Here is a 20321-nt window from a genome sequence, read left to right as displayed (position 1 = left end):
CCTCGCTCGCCCCGCGCCTCCGAACTCACCTGCCGGCGCCAACTGTGGATAACTCGCGCCTGTGCATAACACCAGTAGGCCGCACACCTCCTGATTTCCCGCATATCGAATTGCATGCGATTTCGTGTGCGGGAAAACAGAAGGTGTGCGGCGGGTTCAGCTTCGGAGCGCGGCCTGGAAGCGGCGCATGCCGTCGAGCCAGCGGTCGTAATCGGTGCCCTTGTAGCGGTACATCTTCAGGACCTCCGGGTGCGGGAGGATCAGGAAGTGCTCGGCCTCGACGCCGGCGGTGATGACCTCGGCCACCTGGTCGGGCGAAAGGACCGCACCGGCGGTTTTGACGGCTTTCACGGCGAGTTCGGCTTCGGCGGCGTGCTCGGCCGGAACCAGGCCGCCGTTGAGGAGTTGGGTGTCGACACCCATCGGGCAGATACAGCTCACGCGAATGCCCTTGTCGCCGTAGGTGACCGACAGCCACTCGGCGAATCCGACAGCCGCATGCTTGGAGACCGCATAGGGCGCGGATCCGAGCTGGGTGAGTAGCCCCGCGGCCGACGCGGTGGTCACGAAGTAGCCGGTTCCGCGCGCCAACCAGCCGGGAACCAGCAGCCGGGCGGCGCGGACATGGGCAAGCACGTTGACCTCCAGCGCCGCCGCCCACTGCGCATCGGTGCTGTCGAGCCCGGCACCGCCGCCGATGCCCGCGTTCGCGAAATACAGGTCCACCGGACCGAATTCGGCTTCCGCGCGCTCGATCAGTCCGCGAATCACCTGCTCGTCCGCGATGTCGCCGCCGACGGCAACCGCTGCGGCACCGAGGGATTCGGCGACCTGGGCCACTCCGTCGGCATCGAGGTCGGCGAGCACCACCCGCGCACCATCGCCGACCAGCTTGCGGGCGAGCGCCGCCCCGATCCCCGCACCGGCCCCCGTGACGATCGCAACCTTGCCCGAAATCTCCATCTCCGCACCCTAGCTTCAGCTACCGCGGGATAGTCGATTCAGCAGCGGAGCGGTACGCGGGCCGACCAATTCGCGCATCACCAGCGCCATGTTGGTCCGCTCCACGCCGGGAATCTTCAAGATCTGCCCGGCAATTCGATACAGATCGTCGGCGTCCCTGGCGACCACGCGCACCGTCAGATCGGTGAGCCCGGTCATGCCGCACACCTCTGTCACCTCGGGCACTTCCGCGAGTTCGTCTACGACAGAATCCAATTGGTGCTGATCGACCACCACCGCGACGAACGCCGCCAGCGGATAGCCGAGCGCGCGCGGCTGTACGCGGCGCTCGAAACTGCCGAGCACGCCGCCGGCTTCCCAGCGCGACAGCCGCGCCTGCACGGTGTTGCGGGACAGCCCGAGCCGGGCGGCCAGCTCGACGCCGGTGGCTCGCGGATTGGCGACCAGTTCCAGCAAGAGCCTGGCGTCGGTGGCGTCCAAGGTCACATCGACGTTTTCTCTGGTCATGCAACGCAGTATGACATTGCCAAAGGGGTAAGAATTGAGCATTCTGCGCATTCGCGTGTCGATCACTTGCGCACATCGCATTATCGTGGATGCTGTGAGGTAGAGCACACCTGAATGGTGAGGAGGCGGCCACCGATGCCAGACAAGGTCGAGTATCCGGTGCAATTGGTCCAGCCCGACGGTCGTCGTGTCCTCGATCGAGAACACGCCGCCCTGGTCGCCGACGTCGGGCCGGAAGAGCTACGCGCGCTCTACGAAGACATGGTCGTCACCCGGCGGATCGATACCGAGGCAACCGCGCTGCAACGGCAGGGCCAGCTCGGTCTGTGGGCCCCGCTGCTCGGCCAGGAGGCCACCCAGGTCGGGTCCGCGCACGCCCTGCACCCCGACGACTACGTGTTCTGTAGCTATCGCGAGGCCGCCGTCGCCTACTGCCGCGGCGTGCATCCCACCGAGATCACCCGGCTCTGGCGCGGCGTCGCGCACTCCTGCTGGGACCCGAACGCGGTCAACATGACCAATCCGAACATCATCGTCGGCTCGCAGGGCCTGCACGCGACCGGCTACGCCTACGCCGCGCACCTGGACGGCGCCGAGATCGCGACCATCGCCTACTTCGGCGACGGCGCGAGCAGTCAGGGCGACATCGCCGAGGCGCTCGGCTTCGCGGCGAGCTGGAGCGCGCCGGTGGTGTTCCTGTGCCAGAACAACCACTGGGCGATCAGCGAACCGGTCCGGGTGCAGAGCCAGACCCCGATCGTGCGCCGGGCCTACGGCTATGGCATCCCCGGGGTGCAGGTCGACGGCAACGACGCGCTCGCGGTGCTCGCCGTGACCCGGCAGGCCGTGGCGCGCGCCCGCTCGGGCGGCGGGCCGTCGTTCATCGAGGCGCTCACCTACCGGATGGGCCCGCACACCACTGCCGACGACCCCACCCGCTATCGCGCGTCCGCGGAGACCGAGGAGTGGGCCCGCCGCGACCCGATCGACCGGCTGCGCAGGCTGCTGGAACGCGAATCGCTGTTCGACTACCAGTTCGAGCGTCAGGTCGCCGAACACGCCGACGAGGTGGCCCGGCAGGTGCGCACCTCGACCATCGAGATGCCGAACCCAGAACCGATGGATCTGTTCGAGCACGTCTACACCACCCCGCACACGCTCATCACCGAAGAGCGACGGGAGTACGCGGAATACCTGGCTGGCGATCCCGGCGAGGCGGCCGCGCGACCGGAAGGAGTTCCTTCATGATCACCACTTTCGCCGGCGCACTGAACACCGGACTACGCCGCGCACTGGAGGACGATCCCAAAGTCATTCTCATGGGTGAGGACATCGGCCGCCTCGGCGGCGTCTTCCGGGTGACCGACGCGTTGCAGAAGGACTTCGGCAACAACCGGGTGGTGGACACCCCGCTGGCCGAATCCGGCATCATCGGAACGGCTTTCGGCATGGCACTGCGCGGATATCGGCCGGTGTGTGAGATCCAGTTCGACGGGTTCGTCTATCCCGCCTTCGATCAGATCGTCTCGCACGTGGCCAAGATCCACTATCGGACGCAGGGAAAAGTCAACGCGCCCATCACGATCCGCATTCCGTTCGGCGGCGGCATCGGCTCGGTGGAGCATCATTCGGAATCGCCGGAAGCCTATTTCGCGCACACCGCCGGGTTGCGGGTGATGACGCCGAGCAATCCCGCCGACGCGTATCTGATGATCCGCCAGGCGATTGCGCTGGACGACCCGGTGATCTTCTTCGAACCGAAGCGCCGCTACTGGGACAAGGCCGACGTCGACTTCCTCGCGCTCGATCGTGAGGGTGGACTGCCGCTCGATCGCGCCAGGGTGTGCACCGTCGGCACCGATGCCACCGTCGTCGCCTACGGCGGCACCGTGGCCACCGCCCTGTCCGCGGCGAAAATCGCTACGGAGGAAGGGCATTCGCTCGAGGTGATCGATCTGCGCAGTCTGTCGCCGATCGATTTCGACACGATCGAGGAGTCGGTCGCCAAGACCGGCCGGTTGATCGTCACCCATGAGGCGCCCGTATTCGCCGGTCTCGGTGCGGAAATCGCGGCGCGGATCACCGAACGCTGCTTCTACCACCTGGAGGCGCCGGTGCTGCGGGTCGGCGGGTTCGACATCCCCTATCCGCCGGCCAAGCTCGAGAAGTTCCATCTGCCCGACCCCGACCGCATCCTGGCCGCGGTCGACCGAACGCTTGCCGCCTGACCACCGGTCCGTCGTAGGGAGAGGTGCCCACGTGGAAGATCGTGCCCACCAGCCGGGCAATGTCCTGGAGTTCCGGCTGCCCGACCTGGGTGAAGGCCTGGCCGACGCCGAACTGGTGTCCTGGTCGGTCGGCGTCGGCGACGAAGTGCAACTGAATCAGACGATCGCCGAGGTCGAGACGGCGAAGGCGGTGGTAGCGCTGCCTTCGCCGTTCGCCGGGCGGGTGGTCGAGTTGCTCGCGCAGCCGGGAGAGACGGTGCTGGTGGGGGCGCCGTTGATCCGGGTGCAGAGTGATGAGGCGCCGGCCGGGCAAAGCAGTGCGAAGAACGGTTCCGATGTGGCGAGTGACGCGCCGGGCTCCGGGCGGACCGCGGTTTTGGTGGGATACGGGCCGGAGGGCGAGGCGGTGTCGCGGCGGCGTCGGCCTGCGGCATCCGTTGTCCCGGAAGCCGATTCGAGGCGACGTCCCGAGCCGGCTGACGATCTCACCGCGCACCGATCCGATGTTGCGGAGCAGGGTGAGTCACCTGCCACTCAGCCCGGGTCAACTGCCGCACAACCCGAGTCGCTTGCCGCTCGAGCTGAATCGTCTGTTGTGCAATCGGATGCGCCCGACGATGCGCCTGTCACTCCATCGAACCCGGAATATGAAGCTGTAGAACACTTCTCGCGAAACCTTCGATCGCCGCTCACCACAACCAGGGCGGCCGCCGCCACTCCCGCTGCCCGCCGACTGGCCCGCGAGTTGGGCATCGATCTGTGGTTCGTCGCCGGCTCCGGCCCGGACGGCGCGGTCACCGTCGAAGACGTACGCGGCGCGGTCCCGGTCACGCAACCCCGCACGTTGGCGAGCCAGTCGCAGGCCGCTCACGCGGCGACCGCACCGGCCGTCACCGACCCCGACGCCGGCGTGATCCGACCGGCGTCCCGCGAGGTCCGCACTCCGATCAGCGGCGTCCGCAAGCGCACCGCGGCGGCCATGCTCACCAGCGCCCGCACCATCCCGCAGGCGAGCACCTTCGTCACCATCGACTGCACCGCGTCGATGGAACTGCTCGACCACCTGCGCAGCACCAAATCCTTTGCCGGACTGACCCTTACCCCGCTGGCCCTGGTGGCGAAGTCGGCGCTGGCCGCGCTGGCCGAATTCCCGGAGATCAACACCTACTGGGACGAGGCGAATCAGGAGATCGTCACCAAGCACTACGTGAACCTCGGCTTCGCCGTGGCCACCGACCGCGGCCTGCTGGTGCCGAACCTCAAGGAGGCGCAGTCGCTGAGCCTGCGCGACCTGACCCGCGAGCTCGGCCGGCTGGCCGAAACCGCGCGATCGGGCGGCGCCGGCCCCACCGACCTGCGCGGCGGCACCTTCACCATCACCAACGTCGGCGTCTTCGGCGTCGACTCCGGCGTGCCCCTGGTGAACCCCGGCGAAGCCGCGATCCTGTGCCTAGGCGCAATTCGCAAACGCCCCTGGGTATTCCGAGACGAACTCGCCATCCGCTGGGTCACCACCCTCGGCATCAGCTTCGACCACCGCATGATCGACGGCGAACTCGCCTCCCGCTTCCTCTCCACCACCGCCAGCCTCCTGGAAGACCCGCTGACCCTACTCAGCCGCATCTGACGCAGATATAGGTGTGATGTCACGCGGGGGAAACATTGGGGGCGCTCGATGTAAAGAAGACCGACTAGTTCTTTAGGTATGACAGAGGCAGCGCATCTCGTCGATACCAGGTTGCCGTTCGGGCGGCAGCTCACCTTCGGCATTCAGCACGTGCTGATCATGTACACCGGGTGCATCACGGTGCCGTTGGTGTTCGGCGCGGCCGCGGGGCTCGATCGGGCCACCATCGGGTTGCTGATCAGCGCGGATCTGCTGATCGCGGGGGTGATCACGCTGGTGCAGAGCCTCGGTGTGGCGAAGCTCGCGGGTGCGCGGTTGCCGATCATCTGCGGGGCCACGTTCATCGGGCTCGATCCGATGATCCTGATCGCCAAGGAGTACGGGCTGCCTGCGGTTTATGGGTCGATGATGATCGGTGGTGTCGTCGGCGTCGCGCTGGCGTATCCGTTCGCGCGCCTGGTCCGGTTTTTTCCGCCGCTGGTCACCGGGACCGTGCTCACCGTGGTCGGCGTTTCGCTGATCGGCGTGGCGGGCGGGCTGATCATCGGCAACAACCCGGCCGCGCCCGACTTCGCCGCGCCCTCGCATATCGGCCTCGCGGCGGTGGTCTTCGTGATCGCGGTCGGGTTCATGTGTCTCGGCCGCGGCATGGTCGCCCAGCTCGGCGTGCTGATCGGGCTGGTGGTGGGCATCCTCATCGCCGCCCCGATGGGCTTGATCGACACCGGCGGCATCGGCGGGGCCGCCTGGGTCGGCCTGCCGAAGCCGTTCCATTTCGGCGCGCCGGAGTTCCCGATCACCGGGGTGGTCGCGATGAGCGTGGTGATGGCGGTGGTGTTCGCCGAGTCGACGGCGAGCATGCTGGCGATCAGCGAGATCACCGGAAAGCCGATCAGCAAGGGCGATTTGGCGCGCGGCCTGGTCGGTGACGGACTCTCCGGCGTGCTCGGCGGCGTGTTCACCGCGTTCGTCGACACGATCTTCAACCAGAACGTCGGCGCCGTCGCCGCCACCCGGGTCTTCAGCCGCTACGTCACCGCCACCAGCGGCGCGATCCTGGTCTTGCTCGGGCTGTTGCCCCGCTTCGGCGCGATCGTCGCGGCGGTGCCACAGCCGGTGGTGGGCGGCGTCGGGCTGGTGCTGTTCGCCACGATCGCCATCGTCGGCGTCGACACCCTGCGCAAGGCCGACCTTGCCGACCGAGTCAACGCCACTATCGTCGCCACCGCGCTCGGCGTGGGCTTACTGCCGGTCATGGCGAAGGACATGTTCGTCCATTTCCCGTCCTCCGCCCAGATCCTGCTCACCAGCGGCATAACCCTCGGCGCGGTAACGGCTTTCACGCTCAACCTGCTCTTCAACCACACCAAGCTGGGTGTACTGGCCCGAAGCGGTTCCGCTCCGACGACAGTCGAGCACCCGGCCGGCACCGGACCAAAAGCCCACCGGGAGAACACCACTCCGATCCCATCCGCTCCAGCGCCCGCCTGACCGGCGCCGGTCAGGCGCGCAGGGCGAGTACCTTGCGCACCACCAGGCCGGCGATGAGTGCCCAGAAGGCGGCGCCGATGCCGAGGAAACCTACGCCGGAGGCGGCGATCAGGAAGGTGATGATGCCCGCTTCGCGGTGCTTCTCGGAGCTGAGCGCGCCGGTCAACGCGGCGGCGAGGGTGGCGAGAAGGGCAAGGCCCGCAACGGTTTCCAAGACGCCTCTGGGGGCGACGGCGATGAAGGTGACCAGGGCTGCCGAGCCGAGGGCGACGACGAAGTAGATGGTGCCGGAGGTGAAGGTGGCGATCCAGCGCTTCTTCGGGTCGGGGTGCGCCGACGGCGCCGCCGAGAGGGCGGCGCTGATCGCGGCCAGGTTGATCGCGTGCCCGCCCGCGGGCGCGCCGATGATCGTGCCGAGACCGGTGACGGTCATCGCGGCCCGCCAAGGGACCTGGTATCCAAAGGATTTCATGACCGCGGTGCCCGGGATGTTCTGCGACGCCATGGTGACGATGTAGAGCGGTATCGCGACACCGATCATCGCCTGCCAATTCCAGTGCGGCAGCGTCAATTCCACCGACGGCACCATCGCGGCGAAGTCGAGGTGCTTGTGCTGCAAGGCGATACTGATGCCCGAACCGACGGCGGCCGTGCCGAACGCCGCGATCACCGCCCAGCGTTTGGCCACCCGTTGCAGCACCAGCCACACCAGGATCACCGGAATCACCACCGCCGGGCTGGACTGCACCGCCTTCACCGGCGCCAGGCACAGCGGCAGCAGCACCCCGGCCAGCATGGCCTGCGCGATCTCCACCGGGATCGCGGCCACCAGCCGGCCCAGCCGCTGCCACACGCCGGTGATCACGATCAACACCCCGGCGATCGCGAACGCGCCGACCGCGGCGGGCCAGCCGCCCGCCACCGCGCCGGTGCTCGCCAGCAGCGCGGCGCCGGGCGTGGACCAGGCCAGCGTGATCGGCATCCGATACCGGTAGCTGAGCACCAGCATGCCGATCGCCTGCGTCACGCACAGCGCGAGCAACCCGGAGGCGGCCTGGGCCGCGTTCGCGCCGACCGCGTTCAGTCCGCTCAGCACCACGGCGAACGAACTGGTGAAACCCACCAGCGCGGTGACGATGCCGGCGCTGACCGCCTGGGCGGGCCCGGCCTCGGGGGCGACGGGGGAGTCCGGCTCGGCGGGCGCCGCGGTGGCCGGTGAAACGTTCGACATTGTGGCGATCCTGCCCGCAACTGGACTGGTCCGTCACGGGCCAGTCGGCCGAAACTGGACCGAATTGCCGAACGGTCGCGACCAGGGTGTTCGCCGCGGCCCGGCACCCGGTGATCCGGTGGTCCGTTCGCCCGCCCCGGCCGTTCTTACCGGCGAGTAGCGCTGGGGTGCAGCCACATTGCCCAGCTCAGGTGCGTAGGGTGGTGGGTATTCGGTGCGCGAAGGTGCGATTACTGGACTAGGAGCCTGGGTTGAGCGCGGTACTGATCTCGCCGGTGGAGCTTCGGGAGGCGTTGTCGGACAAGCGGGTTCGCCTGCTGGACGTCCGATGGGCGCTGGGTGACCCGGACGGCCCGCAACACTATCTGGACGGCCACATCCCTGGCGCGGTGTTCGTCGACATGGAGACCGAGCTGGCCGCGCCACCCTCGCCGGCCCGCGGCAGGCATCCGCTGCCGGACATCGCGCAGTTGCAGAAGTGCGCGCGCAGCTGGGGCATCCGCAACGGCGACCCGGTGGTCGTCTACGACGCGACCGGCGGCATGGCGGCGGCCCGCGCCTGGTGGCTGCTGCGCTGGGCAGGCATCGCCGACGTGCGCATCCTGGACGGCGGACTGCCCGGCTGGACGAACTCCGGCGACGAGCTCGCCACCGGCACCGAGCCCGACCCGGAACCTGGCGACGTCGAACTGAGCCCGGGCCACCTGAAGGTCATCGATGCCGACGCGGCCGCCCGCTGGCGCGGCGTGCTGCTCGATGCCCGCGCGGGCGAGCGCTACCGCGGCGAGATCGAGCCGATCGATCCGCGCGCCGGGCACATCCCCGGCGCGATCAGCGCCCCCACCGCCGAAAACCTGGACGCCAGCGGACGTTTCCGCGCCCCGGCCGAATTGCGGGACCGGTTCGCCGGATTCACCGCGGAACCGGTCGCGGTCTACTGCGGGTCCGGCGTCACGGCGGCCCACCAGGTCGCGGCCCTGGCCGTCGTCGGCATCGACGCAGCGCTTTATCCGGGCTCCTGGTCGCAATGGTCGAACGACCCGAAGCGTCCGGTCGCGACCGGAAGCTGATCACCGCACGGTCGATGAAATCCTGCGGGGCCGCGATTCGTCGCGGGTAGACGTTGGCAGGCCCTGGCAGCGGACCTGTAGTTCGCAGTGGTCGAAGCGATCTGCCGCGCTCTGGCAGCCGAGGACCGTTGGGTACTTGGTTCGATGCGGCGCGCGAGGCAGTCTCGGGCCCTTGACGTTCAAGGACACCCACGCGCCACACTCTGCAACGCCCTACTGTCCGCTTCGGTCAGCGCCAGCTCGTATTGCACCGCCACGGTCAGGTACTTGCCCGCATAGAAGCAGTGGTTCGCGCGTGCGGGTGGCAGCCACTGGGCAGGGGTCTTGTCACCTTTGGCCTCGTTCGTGCGCCCATCGGTGGCGAGCAGGTTGAAATCGAGGTCGTTGGCGAAGCGGATGCGTCGCTCGGGTGGCCAGCCCGCCGCGCCCAGATCCCAGGCGGCGGCCAGCGGGAAGACGTGGTCGATCTGCACGTCGTTGGCGTCGGCCTTCTTGAACGGGATCTGCTTGCCGGTATACGGATCGTTCACCGTGCCCCCGACGACCACACAATCCCGCGTCCCCGGCCGGAAACTCACCCCGACAAGCTGCTTGGCCAGCACGTTGTTCCGGGTATCGCAGCCATCGTGCCCACCGGGACCATCGTTGTCGTCGGTCCACGCCGGCCCGAACACACACCCCTGTCCCGCCTTGCACCCGCGCTCGTAACCGCCGGGATGCGGCCGATCCGGCACCACCCGCACGCCGGCCAGCAACTGCTCCAACTCGGCCCTGGTCGGACTGCCCGGCGCGGGCGCGACCGCCCCGACGCCGAGCTGCGCGCACCCGGCAGCGCACAGCGCCACGAGTGCGCCGACGAGCCAACGCCGAATGTCCATGGCGTCAGAGGTACACGCGGGTACCGACATTCGTAATACCTGAAGCACGAGCGGTTGTCAGAACTGGAGCGACACAACCCTCACAACCAGGCGCGGGCGAGCAGGTCGTCGTCGGCGACCTCGCTTGCCCGCGGCGGGAACCGGGTGGCCGAAATCGACGCGGAATTGGCGCCGTCGTGCCCGATCAGCCACGAGCCGCCGCGCTCCTCGCACTCGGCGAGTTTGGCGAAGGTGGCGAGCAGGAACGCGATGGCGTCGTGCGAGTCGAGGGTTCTGGCCAGGCGCTGTGATTCACCGGGGCGGGACAGGTCCAGCCACACGCCGGACTGACCGTCGAGCCGCATGCCGACGATCTTCTCGGCGTTGATGAAGGTGAATTTGCGCCGTTCCCATGGCGTCGTCGGCGTGAAGCTCTGCTCGAGAACTTGGAGCAGAATCGTCATGATTGCCTCCGTTGACCAGCGGATATTCAAGTATGTTCCGCCCGCGCCCAGAAATCCAGGAAAGTGCGCTCGCGGCGCGTGGATCGGTGTCGGACCCACCTGCTTGGATGGGTTGATGCTGCACGGTCTGTGGTCGCCGGGATCCGGGTTGCTGCTCTGGCACGATTCGCCCCTCACCACGCTGCCCGACCCGTTGGGCGGCGTATTGAGCGCGTCCAAATTCCGGCACCGGGCCGACGTGCTGGTCTCCGGTCCGGGCGGCACCGAGACCGAGCAGGTGCGCGCGCACGCGATGGCCCCGGCGGCCGCCGCCGAGGCGCTGCGGCTGCGACTTCCGGCCGACGCGGTGGCGGGTGACCTGCGCTTTCTCGCGCATGTCGCGCACGGTGTGGAGCGCTGGGTGCGGGCCGGCCGGATCGTGCCGGAGCTGCGCCGGGAGGACGGTCAGTGGTGGGTGCGCTGGCGGCTGGTCGGCGGCGAGCGGCAGCGCGCCTGGCTGGCCGAGTTGGCCGTGGCCATGCCCGCCGCGCTGCGGGTGGCCGGTCGCCCGAACACGCTGCTCGACGACCTGGTCACCGAACTCACCGACCCGATCGCGCGGACGCTGATCGACCCGCTGGACGCGGAGCATCCGCTGGTGGACGCGCTCGTCCGGGATATCCCCCTGGACGCGGGCAGCTACCGGGTGGCCGAAACGCTGGAGCATTGGCGCGCCACCCTGACCGGCGACGAGCCGGAACTGGTGCTGCGCCTGCTGGAACCGGACGGCGAGCTCGGCACCGCGGACGAAACGGTGGCGCTGTGGCGGCTGGAGGTGTGCCTGCGGGTGGACGGCGAAGCGCCGAATCCCGTTCTGCTGCACGCTGATCCGAACCTGCTGCGGATCGCGGTGGAGAAGCTCGGCGAGGCCCAGCGGGCGTATCCGCGGCTGCGCGACCTGCCGAGCGACCCACGCTCGATGGACCTGCTGCTGCCGACCGAGGTCGTGGTCGACCTGGTCGAGCACGGCGCGCACGCGCTGCAAGCCGCCGGCGTGCGGTTACTGCTGCCGCGCGCGTGGAACGTCAGCGCGCCGACCATGCGGCTGCGGGTGGAAAGCGCGGTGCCCGCCGCCGAAAGCACCGTCGGCATGCCGGGACTCGTCTCCTACCGCTGGGAACTCGCGCTCGGCGACACCATTCTCACCAAGGCCGAGATGGAACGGCTGGTCAGCAGCAAATCCGATCTGGTTCAGCTGCGCGGTGACTGGGTGCAGGCCGACCACAAGGTGCTGGCCGCCGCCGCTCGCTACGTCGCCGCGCACACCGACACCTCGGAGATCACCTTCGCCGACCTGATCGGCGAACTCGCCGGCGGTCGCGTCGAACAGGTCCCGGTCACCGAGGTCACCGCCACCGGCTGGGCCGCCGACATCCTGGATCGCACTCGCGAACTCGAGCCGATCACCCCGCCGATCGGGTTGAAGGCCCAGCTGCGCCCGTATCAGGAACGCGGCCTCGCCTGGCTGGCGACCATGAGCCGCATGGGATTCGGCGCGATCCTGGCCGACGACATGGGGCTCGGCAAGACCGTTCAGGTGCTCGCGCTGCTGGTGCACGAGCGGGAGGCGGCGGCGAGTGCGGTCGCGGGCTCGTCGGCGAAGCAGGGTAAGACGAGTCGTGCCCGCAGGCCGGTAGCCGCGAGTGTCGAAGGCGCGGTGGTGATTTCGCTCGACGAAGCGCGGCAGCGCAAGACCGCAGGGGGAGCGGACGGCAGCGTCGTTCGGCAGGACGCCACGGAAAGCGTTCGGCCGGACGGTATGCCGGGCCCCACCCTGCTGGTGTGCCCGATGTCGGTGGTCGGCAACTGGCAACGCGAGACCGAGCGTTTCGCGCCGGACCTGCGGGTGTGGGTGCACCACGGCGTCGGCCGGCTGGCCGGCAGCGAACTCGATGCGGCAGTAGCCGACGCTGACCTGGTGATCACTACGTACTCCCTGCTAGCGCGAGACCTCGACGAGCTGAAGCGCCAGTCGTGGGACCGGATCGTGCTGGACGAGGCCCAGCACATCAAGAACGCCGGGACCAGGCAGTCCCGTGCGGCCCGCAGCATGCCCGCGCGACATCGCTTGGCGCTCACCGGAACTCCGGTGGAGAACCGCCTGGAAGAGCTGCGCTCGATCATGGATTTCGCGGTGCCGAAGGTGCTCGGCAGCCCGCAGACCTTCCGCGCCCGCTTCGCCGTGCCCATCGAACGCGAGCGGGACGAGAACGCGATCAGCAGGCTGCGGATGATCACCCAGCCGTTCGTGCTGCGCCGGGTGAAGACCGATCCCGCGGTGATCACCGATCTGCCGGAGAAGCTGGAGATGACGGTGCGGGCCAACCTGACCGTCGAGCAGGCCGCGCTGTATCAGGCGGTGGTCGACGACATGCTGGCCAAGATCAAGGACGCGAAGGGCATGGCCCGCAAGGGCGCCGTGCTCAGCGCGCTGACCAGGCTCAAGCAGGTGTGCAACCATCCGGCGCACTTCCTCGGCGACGGTTCCGGGGTGCTGCATCGCGGCAGTCACCGCTCCGGCAAGCTCGCCCTGGTGGAGGACGTGCTCGACGCGGTGCTCGCCGACGGCGAGAAGGCGTTGCTGTTCACCCAGTTCCGTGAGTTCGGCGAGCTGATCGCGCCCTACCTGGTGGAGCGCTTCGGCACGGAGATCCCGTTCCTGCACGGCGGGGTGCCCAAGGCGCGCCGCGACACCATGGTCACCCGGTTCCAGGAACCGGACGGACCGCCGCTGATGTTGTTGTCGCTCAAGGCCGGTGGCACCGGGCTCAATCTCACCGCCGCCAATCATGTTGTGCACCTGGACCGTTGGTGGAACCCGGCGGTGGAGAACCAGGCCACCGACCGCGCCTACCGGATCGGTCAGCAGCGCAACGTTCAGGTGCGCAAGCTGGTCTGCGTCGACACCATCGAAGAGCGGATCGACGAAATGATCAACGGCAAACGGCAACTCGCCGATCTGGCGGTCGGCGCGGGGGAGAACTGGATCACCGAGCTGAGCACCGACGATCTGCGTGAGCTGTTCACGCTCGGCGCGGAGGCGGTCGGCGAATGAGTCCCTACATCGATTACAACGAGTACGGCAAGCGCCGCCCGGTGCGCGGCGGGGTCGAGGCCCGCAGTCGCCGTGGCGGTTTCGGCCGCACCTGGTGGGGCAAGGCGCTCATCGACGCGGTCGAGCGGATGGCCGACGCCGGGCGGATGTCGCGCGGCCGCACCTACGCGCGGGCCGGTCAGGTGGTGAGTTACCGGATCGAGCCGGGCTCGGTGACCGCGGAAGTGCAAGGCAGCCAACCGCGTCCGTTCACCGCGGTGTTCACCGTGCGCCCGCTGCGTGAGGAGGAACTCGAGTTACTCATCGAGACCATCCGCGACGCGCCGGGCATGCTCGCCGAGATCGCGTCCGGTGCGCTGCCCACCGCGCTCGGCCCGCTGCTGTTGCCGACCACCGCCGCCGACCTGGATTTCACCTGCACCTGCCCGGATCCGGGCTGGCCGTGTAAGCACGTCGCCGCGGTCTGTTACCTGCTGGCCGAACGCCTCGACGAACGTCCGCGCGAGATCCTCGCGCTGCGCGGCCTCGACCTGGACACTCTCATCGGCGGCATCGAACGCGACCTACAGGCCAGCACCGATGCCGACGATCCCTACGGCAACAACGCTCAACTGCCGGACCTGCCGAAGCTCGAATTCCGCCCCGCCCCCGACGACCTGGACTCGATGCTGCTGCGTAAGGCGCTGCGGATGACTTCCGCCGAAGAATCGGTCGCCGCCGCGGGACTGCGCGAACTGACCGCGCTGTATCGCATGCTCGACAGCTGATCGAGCTTGGTGAGCATCCGGCGTCGGGGCTTGCGGTTGTCTCCGGACTTTTCGGGGCGGGATCAAGGTCCGGTGACACAGGGACCGGGACTTCCCGACACCGGATGCCTCACCTAGTCTGCGCGCATCGAACCAGCCTGGGAACTGCCCGAGGGTTGCCCAGCCGCTGCCCTTGCACCGCACTTCGGGCAGTGCCCCGGCCCCACCTAGGCTGGTGTTCGTGGCAGGCACGGGTTCGTTGCCGGAAACCGGCCCGGACAGCGACGATCTCGGCGTCGCTGTCCCGCTCGCGCGGCCGCCGCGCCGGGTGGTGTCGCTGGTGCCTTCGTTGACCGAGGCGGTCGCCGTGACCTGTCCGGAGATACTGACCGCCGCGACCGAGTGGTGCACGCATCCGGCCGATCTCGCGGTCGAACGGGTGCGCGGCACCAAGAACCCGAATGTGCGCCGAATCATCGAACTCGCGCCCGATCTCGTGCTGTGCAACAGGGAGGAGAATCGGCGCATCGATGTCGAGCGACTGCGGGCGGCGGGAATTCCGGTGTGGGTCACCAGGATCGAGACGGTGGACGAGGCACTTGCCTCGCTGGCCCGCCTTTTCACCGTCGCCCTGAGTGTCGACATCCCGGCTTGGCTCACCGAGGCCGAATCCGTCTGGGCGCCATCACCGTCCACGCCGCCGCGCAACGCGGTCATCCCCATCTGGCGCAATCCGTGGATGGTGGTGGGCCGCAACACCTTCACCGGCGATCTGGCCGGCCGTCTCGGCCTACATCTCGTGCACGCCGACCGACCGGACCGCTATCCCCGCCTCACCGAGCCGGAGTTGACCACCGGCATCGACCTCGCCGTGCTCCCCGACGAGCCCTACGTTTTCACCAGAACCGATGGCCCCGAAGTCTTCCCGGGAACCCAGGTTGCCCTGGTCGAGGGCCGCAGCCTCACCTGGTACGGCCCCTCCTTGGCCACCGCCCGGCAAACCCTCACCGAACAGTTGGCGGCGTCCTTCCCCGGCGGTGCTCAGCCGAGTGAGTAGTCGAACCACATGTGGTGCGTGCCGTCCTCGTCCACGCTCAGCCCGCCGGTGCCGGTGATCCCGGTCAGGTCACCGGTTCCGCTGGTAGGGACGATGACGAAGAATTCGGCGGTGCGATCGGTGCCCGAGGTGGTGGCCGAATGGGCGAAGTTGAAACTGCCCTCGGCGCCGTTCAGCGCGCCCTCGAACGACTCCATCGCGACATAGGTCCCGTTCCCGGTGGCCTGGTCGAACGCCGCGGTGAACAGGGTCGCCGACCGACCGGTGATCTCGCCGTCGAACTTCTTCTCGAGCTGTGCGACCCCGACCGGCAGCGCGGTGCTGATGGCCGGCTCGGGCGCCACCTCGGTCGGGACGAACGAGACGACGGAAAAGGTACCGATTGCTTTCATGCGCCGAATCGTAACTACGGGCACCGACACCTTCGCGGCCGCTACGCCGACGTCGCGAACCGGTAGTCGGACAGGTCGAAGTGTCCACTGCGCCAGGCCGCTTCGACCGTGGTCGACGGCCGCAGCGGCACGTCGCCGTGCTTGTCGAAGTAGTAGCTGTTGGACACCGCGCAGCTGTCCTGCCAGAACACCTGCCCGCCGCGGCGGTCGAGCATCTCCTTGAAGAAGCGGTCGTTGGCCTCGCGGGTCACCTCGACCACGGTCGCCTTGCCCGCGCGGGCGTGCCGCAGGCAGCGCAGGATGTGCCGGGTCTGATTCTCGATCAGCGCGAAGTAGGACGAGCCGTTGTAGCCGTACGGGCCGATGATGGAGAAGAAGTTCGGGAAGCCAGGGACGCTCACGCCCTCATAGGCTTGCAGCCGGTTCTCGTCCCACCACTTCTCCAGGTCGAGGCCGCCGATGCCGCGCAGGTCGTAGGTCGGCATGTTGCCGGCTTCCATCACCTTGAAGCCGGTCGCCAGCACCAGGGTGTCGACCGGGTATTCGGTGCCGCTGGCGGTGCGCACGCCGGTGGCGGTGATCTGCTCGATCGGGTCGGTTTCCAGCACGACGTTGTCGCGATTGAACGTGGCCAGGTAGTCGTTGGAGAAGCTGGGGCGCTTGCAGCCCAAAGCGTAACGGGGCGTGAGCTTTTCCCGGATCACCGGATCGTGCACCTGGCTGCGCAGATGCGCGTGGCCGGCCCGCTCGCCGAGCGCGGCGGTCGGCAGATTCTTGTGATAGTGCGCGGCGATCGGGAAGGTGATCTCCACATACGTCTGGCTGATCAGCCGGGTCAGCGAGCGCGCGCCCGGAATCCGCAGCGCCCACTGCACCGGCTTGGGCAGCGGCAGATCCAGCCTGGGCAGGCACCAGATCGGCGTGCGCTGGAAGACGACCAGTTGCTCGACCTCGGGCGCGGTCTCCGGAATCACCTGCACCGCAGAGGCTCCCGTGCCGATGATCGCGACCCGCTTGCCGCGCAGGTCCTGCTGGTGGTCCCAGCGGGAGGTGTGCATGGTGACGCCGGTGAAGTCCTCGACGCCGGGGATCTCGGGCAGCTTGGGCCGGGTCAGCACGCCGGTGGCGCTGATGACGAAGCGCGCGGTCAGCTCGCCGCCGTCGGCGGTGTGCAGCCGCCAGCGGCAGCCGTCCTCGTCGAACTCGGCCTCGGTGATGTTGGTGTTGAACCGGATTCGCGGTCGCAGCTCGTATTTGTCCACGCACGATTCGGCATAGGCCTTCAATTCCCGTCCGGGCGCGTAGGTCCGGGACCAGCTGGCGCGCTGCTCGAAGGAGAACTGATAGCTGAACGACGGAATGTCCACGGCGATGCCGGGATAGGTGTTCCAGTGCCAGGTGCCACCGACCCCGTCGGCCTCGTCGACGATCAGGAAATCGTCGAATCCGGCCTCCCGCAACTTGATCGCGGCGCCGATCCCGGAGAATCCGGCGCCGACGATGATCACCTCGTGGTCGATCCCGTTGCTAGTCATGCGACCTCCCGTATCCGGCGCGGAGCTTCCACTCGCGTCACCGCCCGTGCGTCATGGGCCGTGTCCCGCGGCGAAGACGGCGGAGTCGACCCGTGCTGAGCGCGGCCGATCGTAATTGGCCGCACATGCCACCAATTAGGCGCGCGGTGCGGTAGTTTGTCAACCATGAGCCTGCGCGTACCGGCCCGGACCTGGGGCGGCCGCACCACCGAGGAGCGCCGCGCCGAACGTCGCGCGCGGTTGATCGAGGCCGCCCTGGACATCTGGATCGAGAACGGGTGGGCGGCGGTGACGATGCGCGGCGTCTGCCAGCGCACCGCGCTCAACGACCGCTACTTCTATGAGCACTTCGCCGATCGCGACGAACTGCTCGGCATCGCGTGGGACGCGGTATGCACCGAGGTCTTCGCCGAGCTGGCCGCGATCTTCGCCGAGCACCTCGACCAGCCGCCGCTGGAGATCCTGCGCGCGGCGGTGACCCGCGCGGTGCGGCTGCAATCCGACGACAACGGGCGCGCCCGCATCCTGCTGGCCGATCACGCGGGCAGCGCCGTGCTCGAGCAGCGGCGCAAGACGATGCTCACCGACGCCACCGACCTGCTGGTCGTCACCTCCCGGCCGTACCTGCGCCCGGACGCCGACGAACTGGAGTTCCGGATGAGCACCCTGGTCGGCATCGGCGGCTTCATCGAGCTGCTCACGGCCTGGCGCACCGGCGCGATGGATATCGATGGCGATCGGATCATCGAACACACCTGCAGGCTCGGCGCGCTGATCGGCACCCAGTATTTGCCGGCGGAGATCATTACCCCTGGGGGATAACATCTTTCGGCGCTACGTGTCGATCCGATAGACCCGCCGGGCGGTGTCCCGGAAGATGTGCGCGAGTTCCGTCTGCCCGCCGCCGTGCCCGGTGACCGCGGTGGCGACCGCCTCGATGCTGTTGCCGATGGTCGTAATCGGTTTGTCCACCGGGAAATTCGAGCCCCAGATCAGCCGGTCCGCGCCGAACACGTCGAGCGCGTGTTCGATGAGCGGGTGAATTCGGTCCACCAGCACCGGGACCGGCGTGGTGGTACCGCGCGCAGGCACGGGATGGCCGAGTATCGGCATCATCAGGCCGCTCACCTTCGCGACCACGTTCGGCCGCTCGGCGAGCGCGGACAGATCGTCGCGCCAGCGCAGATACAGCGCGCGGCGCTGGCTCGGATTGGCTCCGGTGTGCTTGCCGATCGGTCCGAAAATTCCTGCGGGAGTCGCGAGATGGTTGAGCACGATCGGCACCTCCGGGTATCGCTCGGCCAGCGCCGTCACATCGGGCAGCGCGTGCGAGTACACCCAGGCCTCGAACGAGAGGTCACGCTCGGCGAGCGCGCCGAAGCCGTTCAGGAACTCCTTCGTGGTCAGCGCGCCCGGATGTTCGGCGTACGGCCGCACGTCCGGATCGGGATGATGCGCCGCGTGCGCCCGGATGCCGCGCAGCAGGGGCGCGGCGGCGAGATGCGCGTCGAGCAGCGCGGCGAAGTCGGGCGCCGCGGGATTCGCATTGCCGAGGATCGCGCCGAGCTCGGGATTGTCGCCGCCGAACGGCAATCGAGCCACCCACGCCGTCTCGTCGGCCTCGGCCAACGGCTCTTTGCCGGCCCAGGCGACCTCGATGTGCACGATCGTGTCGATCGGCTGGTCACCGGCGTCCGCGCGATAATCCGCGGGCAGATACGGACGGCTGAAAGCCGTTGGATCACCGGAGAATTCGCGATCCCGCCGCGGTGCGACCCGTTTCGCCAGATCCATCGGGATCGGCAGCATCCGCCGCAGTCTGGCTGTCCCGCTGAACGTCCGCGGTGTGGTGAACGGATCCCACTGATGAATATGTGCGTCGATGATCCGAATACCCGATAGATCCATGTCCGCCGTCCCAACGCGCCGATGGCCTTGACCCGGCGATTGTCACACGGCAACCGCGCCGCTCGTTCGGAATCGACGCAGCAGGCGGTGATTCACTCGCGCCGCCGCGCGGTCAACGTGCGCCGAACGCGGACAGGAAGGTGTCGACGGCCGCGTCGGCGATGCCCCGGTATTCGGTCACCGAGACCTCGCGGGTCCCGAGCCGGGACCGCGCCTCCAGCGGCCCGGTGAGCAGGGCGAGAAGCTGTTCGGCGGCCAGCGCCGGATCGCTGATCCGCAACTTGCCCGACAGCGCCAGTCGCGCGAGCCGATCCGCCAGCGCCTCGGCGATGCGCCGCGAGGTGCGCTCGAGCACCTCGTCGGTGAGGTCGGGGAAGGCGGCGAGCTGGGCGTAGGTCAATGCGCGCAGGGCGCGGGCGCGCTCGCCCGCGCACACCGCGAGCAGCTCGGTGGCGGCCTCGGTCAACGCGGAACGCAGATCGTCGCCGGGATCGCGTAGCCGGTCGGCGACCGCGAGCGTCTCGGCCGCCACCGCGTCGGCCGCGGCGAGCACGGCGTGCCGGAAGAGCGTCTGCTTGTCGGTGAGGTGGTTGTACACCGTGGGTTTCGCGACGCCGGCCTCGTCGGCGATCTCCTGCACGCAGGTCTCGTCGTAGCCGCGCCGGGCGAAGACGGCGAACGCGACATCGAGGATCGCCTGCCGCTTGTCGATCCGGCCGCGCGCCGTCGTAACTCCCGTCACCTCTGATTGTTCACCTGCTGCGCTTCGGCTTCCGGGACGAGACGACGGACGAGCAGAAGGCCGAGGTGCTGGCGTTGATGCGGCGCACGGCGTCGGTCGAGTCGGTGTCGTTCTCGACCGTCGGGCAGAACCTGGGGGACAGCTCGGCGGGCCTGACCCACGCCTACTGCGTAGCCATCGAGGACCTGGCCGTGCTGGAGCGGTACATGCACGACCCGGTCCGCCTCGACGGCGACTCGCGGATCATCCCGCACGTCGCGAAAATCGCGATCGGGCCCGATGTTTCGGACGTGCCGGATCCCGCGCTGCGCGAGCAGATCATGGCGCTGCACGAGGCGAAGCTGGCGAAGTACCCGGAGTGGGCGCAGCTGATGCAGACCGTCCCCGAGGTGCAGATCTTCTGAGCCGC

General features: G+C 68.5%; 19 protein-coding genes. 10 read left to right on the top strand and 9 right to left on the bottom strand.

Annotated elements, in window-relative coordinates; all coding sequences use genetic code 11:
* Positions 1–156: 156 nt before the first annotated feature.
* Both AB0M22_RS43990 and AB0M22_RS43985 read right to left on the bottom strand, forming a co-directional pair.
* Entirely contained in the window at positions 157–963 is an 807-nt protein-coding gene (locus AB0M22_RS43990; protein WP_364739498.1) for an SDR family oxidoreductase, read from the bottom strand.
* 15 nt (positions 964–978) lie between these two features.
* Positions 979–1470 (bottom strand): Lrp/AsnC family transcriptional regulator, encoded by a 492-nt coding sequence (locus tag AB0M22_RS43985; RefSeq protein WP_150407983.1) that lies wholly within the window; start codon positions 1468–1470, stop codon positions 979–981.
* Between the two features lie 135 nt (positions 1471–1605).
* On the opposite strand from AB0M22_RS43985, the gene pdhA reads away from it, so the two are divergent.
* The 4 genes from pdhA to AB0M22_RS43965 all read left to right on the top strand — a co-directional run bounded on the left by pdhA (position 1606) and on the right by AB0M22_RS43965 (position 6816).
* On the top strand, positions 1606–2718 hold the full coding sequence (gene pdhA, locus AB0M22_RS43980; protein WP_364739496.1) for a pyruvate dehydrogenase (acetyl-transferring) E1 component subunit alpha: 1113 nt from the start codon (positions 1606–1608) through the stop codon (positions 2716–2718).
* Positions 2715–3698 carry an alpha-ketoacid dehydrogenase subunit beta gene (locus AB0M22_RS43975; RefSeq protein ID WP_364739494.1) on the top strand — a complete coding sequence of 328 codons (984 nt, stop codon included), beginning with the start codon at positions 2715–2717 and terminating at the stop codon, positions 3696–3698. The genes pdhA and AB0M22_RS43975 overlap by 4 nt, the downstream gene beginning before the upstream one ends.
* A 31-nt stretch (positions 3699–3729) precedes the next feature.
* Entirely contained in the window at positions 3730–5325 is a 1596-nt protein-coding gene (locus tag AB0M22_RS43970) for a dihydrolipoamide acetyltransferase family protein (RefSeq protein ID WP_364739492.1), read from the top strand.
* A 78-nt stretch (positions 5326–5403) separates the two neighbouring features.
* Complete coding sequence (locus tag AB0M22_RS43965; protein ID WP_364739491.1) at positions 5404–6816, top strand: nucleobase:cation symporter-2 family protein; 1413 nt, start codon at positions 5404–5406, stop codon at positions 6814–6816.
* A 10-nt stretch (positions 6817–6826) separates the two neighbouring features.
* On the opposite strand, the gene AB0M22_RS43960 is transcribed toward AB0M22_RS43965, so the two are convergent.
* On the bottom strand, positions 6827–8047 hold the full coding sequence (locus AB0M22_RS43960) for a benzoate/H(+) symporter BenE family transporter (protein ID WP_364739489.1): 1221 nt from the start codon (positions 8045–8047) through the stop codon (positions 6827–6829).
* A gap of 263 nt (positions 8048–8310) precedes the next feature.
* On the opposite strand from AB0M22_RS43960, the gene AB0M22_RS43955 reads away from it, so the two are divergent.
* The gene (locus AB0M22_RS43955; RefSeq protein ID WP_364739546.1) at positions 8311–9117 is read left to right on the top strand and encodes a sulfurtransferase; all 807 of its coding nucleotides are present in this window, start codon (positions 8311–8313) and stop codon (positions 9115–9117) included.
* A gap of 179 nt (positions 9118–9296) precedes the next feature.
* Here AB0M22_RS43955 and AB0M22_RS43950 read toward each other — a convergent pair whose 3' ends face one another.
* Complete coding sequence (locus tag AB0M22_RS43950) at positions 9297–9995, bottom strand: HNH endonuclease family protein (RefSeq protein WP_364739487.1); 699 nt, start codon at positions 9993–9995, stop codon at positions 9297–9299.
* Between the two features lie 80 nt (positions 9996–10075).
* Positions 10076–10438 (bottom strand): hypothetical protein, encoded by a 363-nt coding sequence (locus AB0M22_RS43945; protein WP_364739486.1) that lies wholly within the window; start codon positions 10436–10438, stop codon positions 10076–10078.
* A 115-nt stretch (positions 10439–10553) separates the two neighbouring features.
* Between AB0M22_RS43945 and AB0M22_RS43940 the strand changes: the two genes are divergently transcribed.
* The 3 genes from AB0M22_RS43940 (at position 10554) to AB0M22_RS43930 (ending at position 15335) form a co-directional block, all read left to right on the top strand.
* Complete coding sequence (locus AB0M22_RS43940; protein WP_364739485.1) at positions 10554–13532, top strand: DEAD/DEAH box helicase; 2979 nt, start codon at positions 10554–10556, stop codon at positions 13530–13532.
* On the top strand, positions 13529–14299 hold the full coding sequence (locus AB0M22_RS43935; RefSeq protein ID WP_364739484.1) for an SWIM zinc finger family protein: 771 nt from the start codon (positions 13529–13531) through the stop codon (positions 14297–14299). The genes AB0M22_RS43940 and AB0M22_RS43935 overlap by 4 nt, the downstream gene beginning before the upstream one ends.
* 220 nt (positions 14300–14519) lie before the next feature.
* Positions 14520–15335, top strand: a complete 816-nt coding sequence (locus AB0M22_RS43930) for a helical backbone metal receptor (RefSeq protein ID WP_364739482.1) — start codon at positions 14520–14522, stop codon at positions 15333–15335.
* On the opposite strand, the gene AB0M22_RS43925 is transcribed toward AB0M22_RS43930, so the two are convergent.
* Positions 15320–15727, bottom strand: coding sequence for a DUF3224 domain-containing protein (locus AB0M22_RS43925; RefSeq protein WP_364739480.1), 408 nt, complete (start codon positions 15725–15727; stop codon positions 15320–15322). The two genes, AB0M22_RS43930 and AB0M22_RS43925, sit on opposite strands and share 16 nt — an antisense overlap.
* A gap of 41 nt (positions 15728–15768) precedes the next feature.
* Complete coding sequence (locus tag AB0M22_RS43920; RefSeq protein WP_364739479.1) at positions 15769–17262, bottom strand: NAD(P)/FAD-dependent oxidoreductase; 1494 nt, start codon at positions 17260–17262, stop codon at positions 15769–15771.
* Between the two features lie 165 nt (positions 17263–17427).
* Between AB0M22_RS43920 and AB0M22_RS43915 the strand changes: the two genes are divergently transcribed.
* Complete coding sequence (locus tag AB0M22_RS43915) at positions 17428–18084, top strand: TetR/AcrR family transcriptional regulator (RefSeq protein WP_364739477.1); 657 nt, start codon at positions 17428–17430, stop codon at positions 18082–18084.
* A 12-nt stretch (positions 18085–18096) separates the two neighbouring features.
* Here the strand turns inward: AB0M22_RS43915 and AB0M22_RS43910 are convergent, their stop codons facing one another.
* Together AB0M22_RS43910 and AB0M22_RS43905 are read right to left on the bottom strand one after the other, a co-directional pair.
* A complete protein-coding gene (locus tag AB0M22_RS43910; protein WP_364739476.1) occupies positions 18097–19170 on the bottom strand; it encodes an amidohydrolase family protein in 1074 nt (357 codons plus the stop codon).
* Positions 19171–19282: 112 nt separating this feature from the next.
* A complete protein-coding gene (locus tag AB0M22_RS43905; protein ID WP_364739474.1) occupies positions 19283–19912 on the bottom strand; it encodes a TetR/AcrR family transcriptional regulator in 630 nt (209 codons plus the stop codon).
* 2 nt (positions 19913–19914) lie between these two features.
* On the opposite strand from AB0M22_RS43905, the gene AB0M22_RS43900 reads away from it, so the two are divergent.
* A complete protein-coding gene (locus tag AB0M22_RS43900; RefSeq protein ID WP_364739544.1) occupies positions 19915–20316 on the top strand; it encodes a Dabb family protein in 402 nt (133 codons plus the stop codon).
* Positions 20317–20321 lie beyond the last annotated feature (5 nt).

Source organism: Nocardia sp. NPDC051756 (genome assembly GCF_040681495.1).
Lineage (GTDB): Bacteria > Actinomycetota > Actinomycetes > Mycobacteriales > Mycobacteriaceae > Nocardia.
This window is presented reverse-complemented; position numbering and strand designations above follow the sequence as displayed.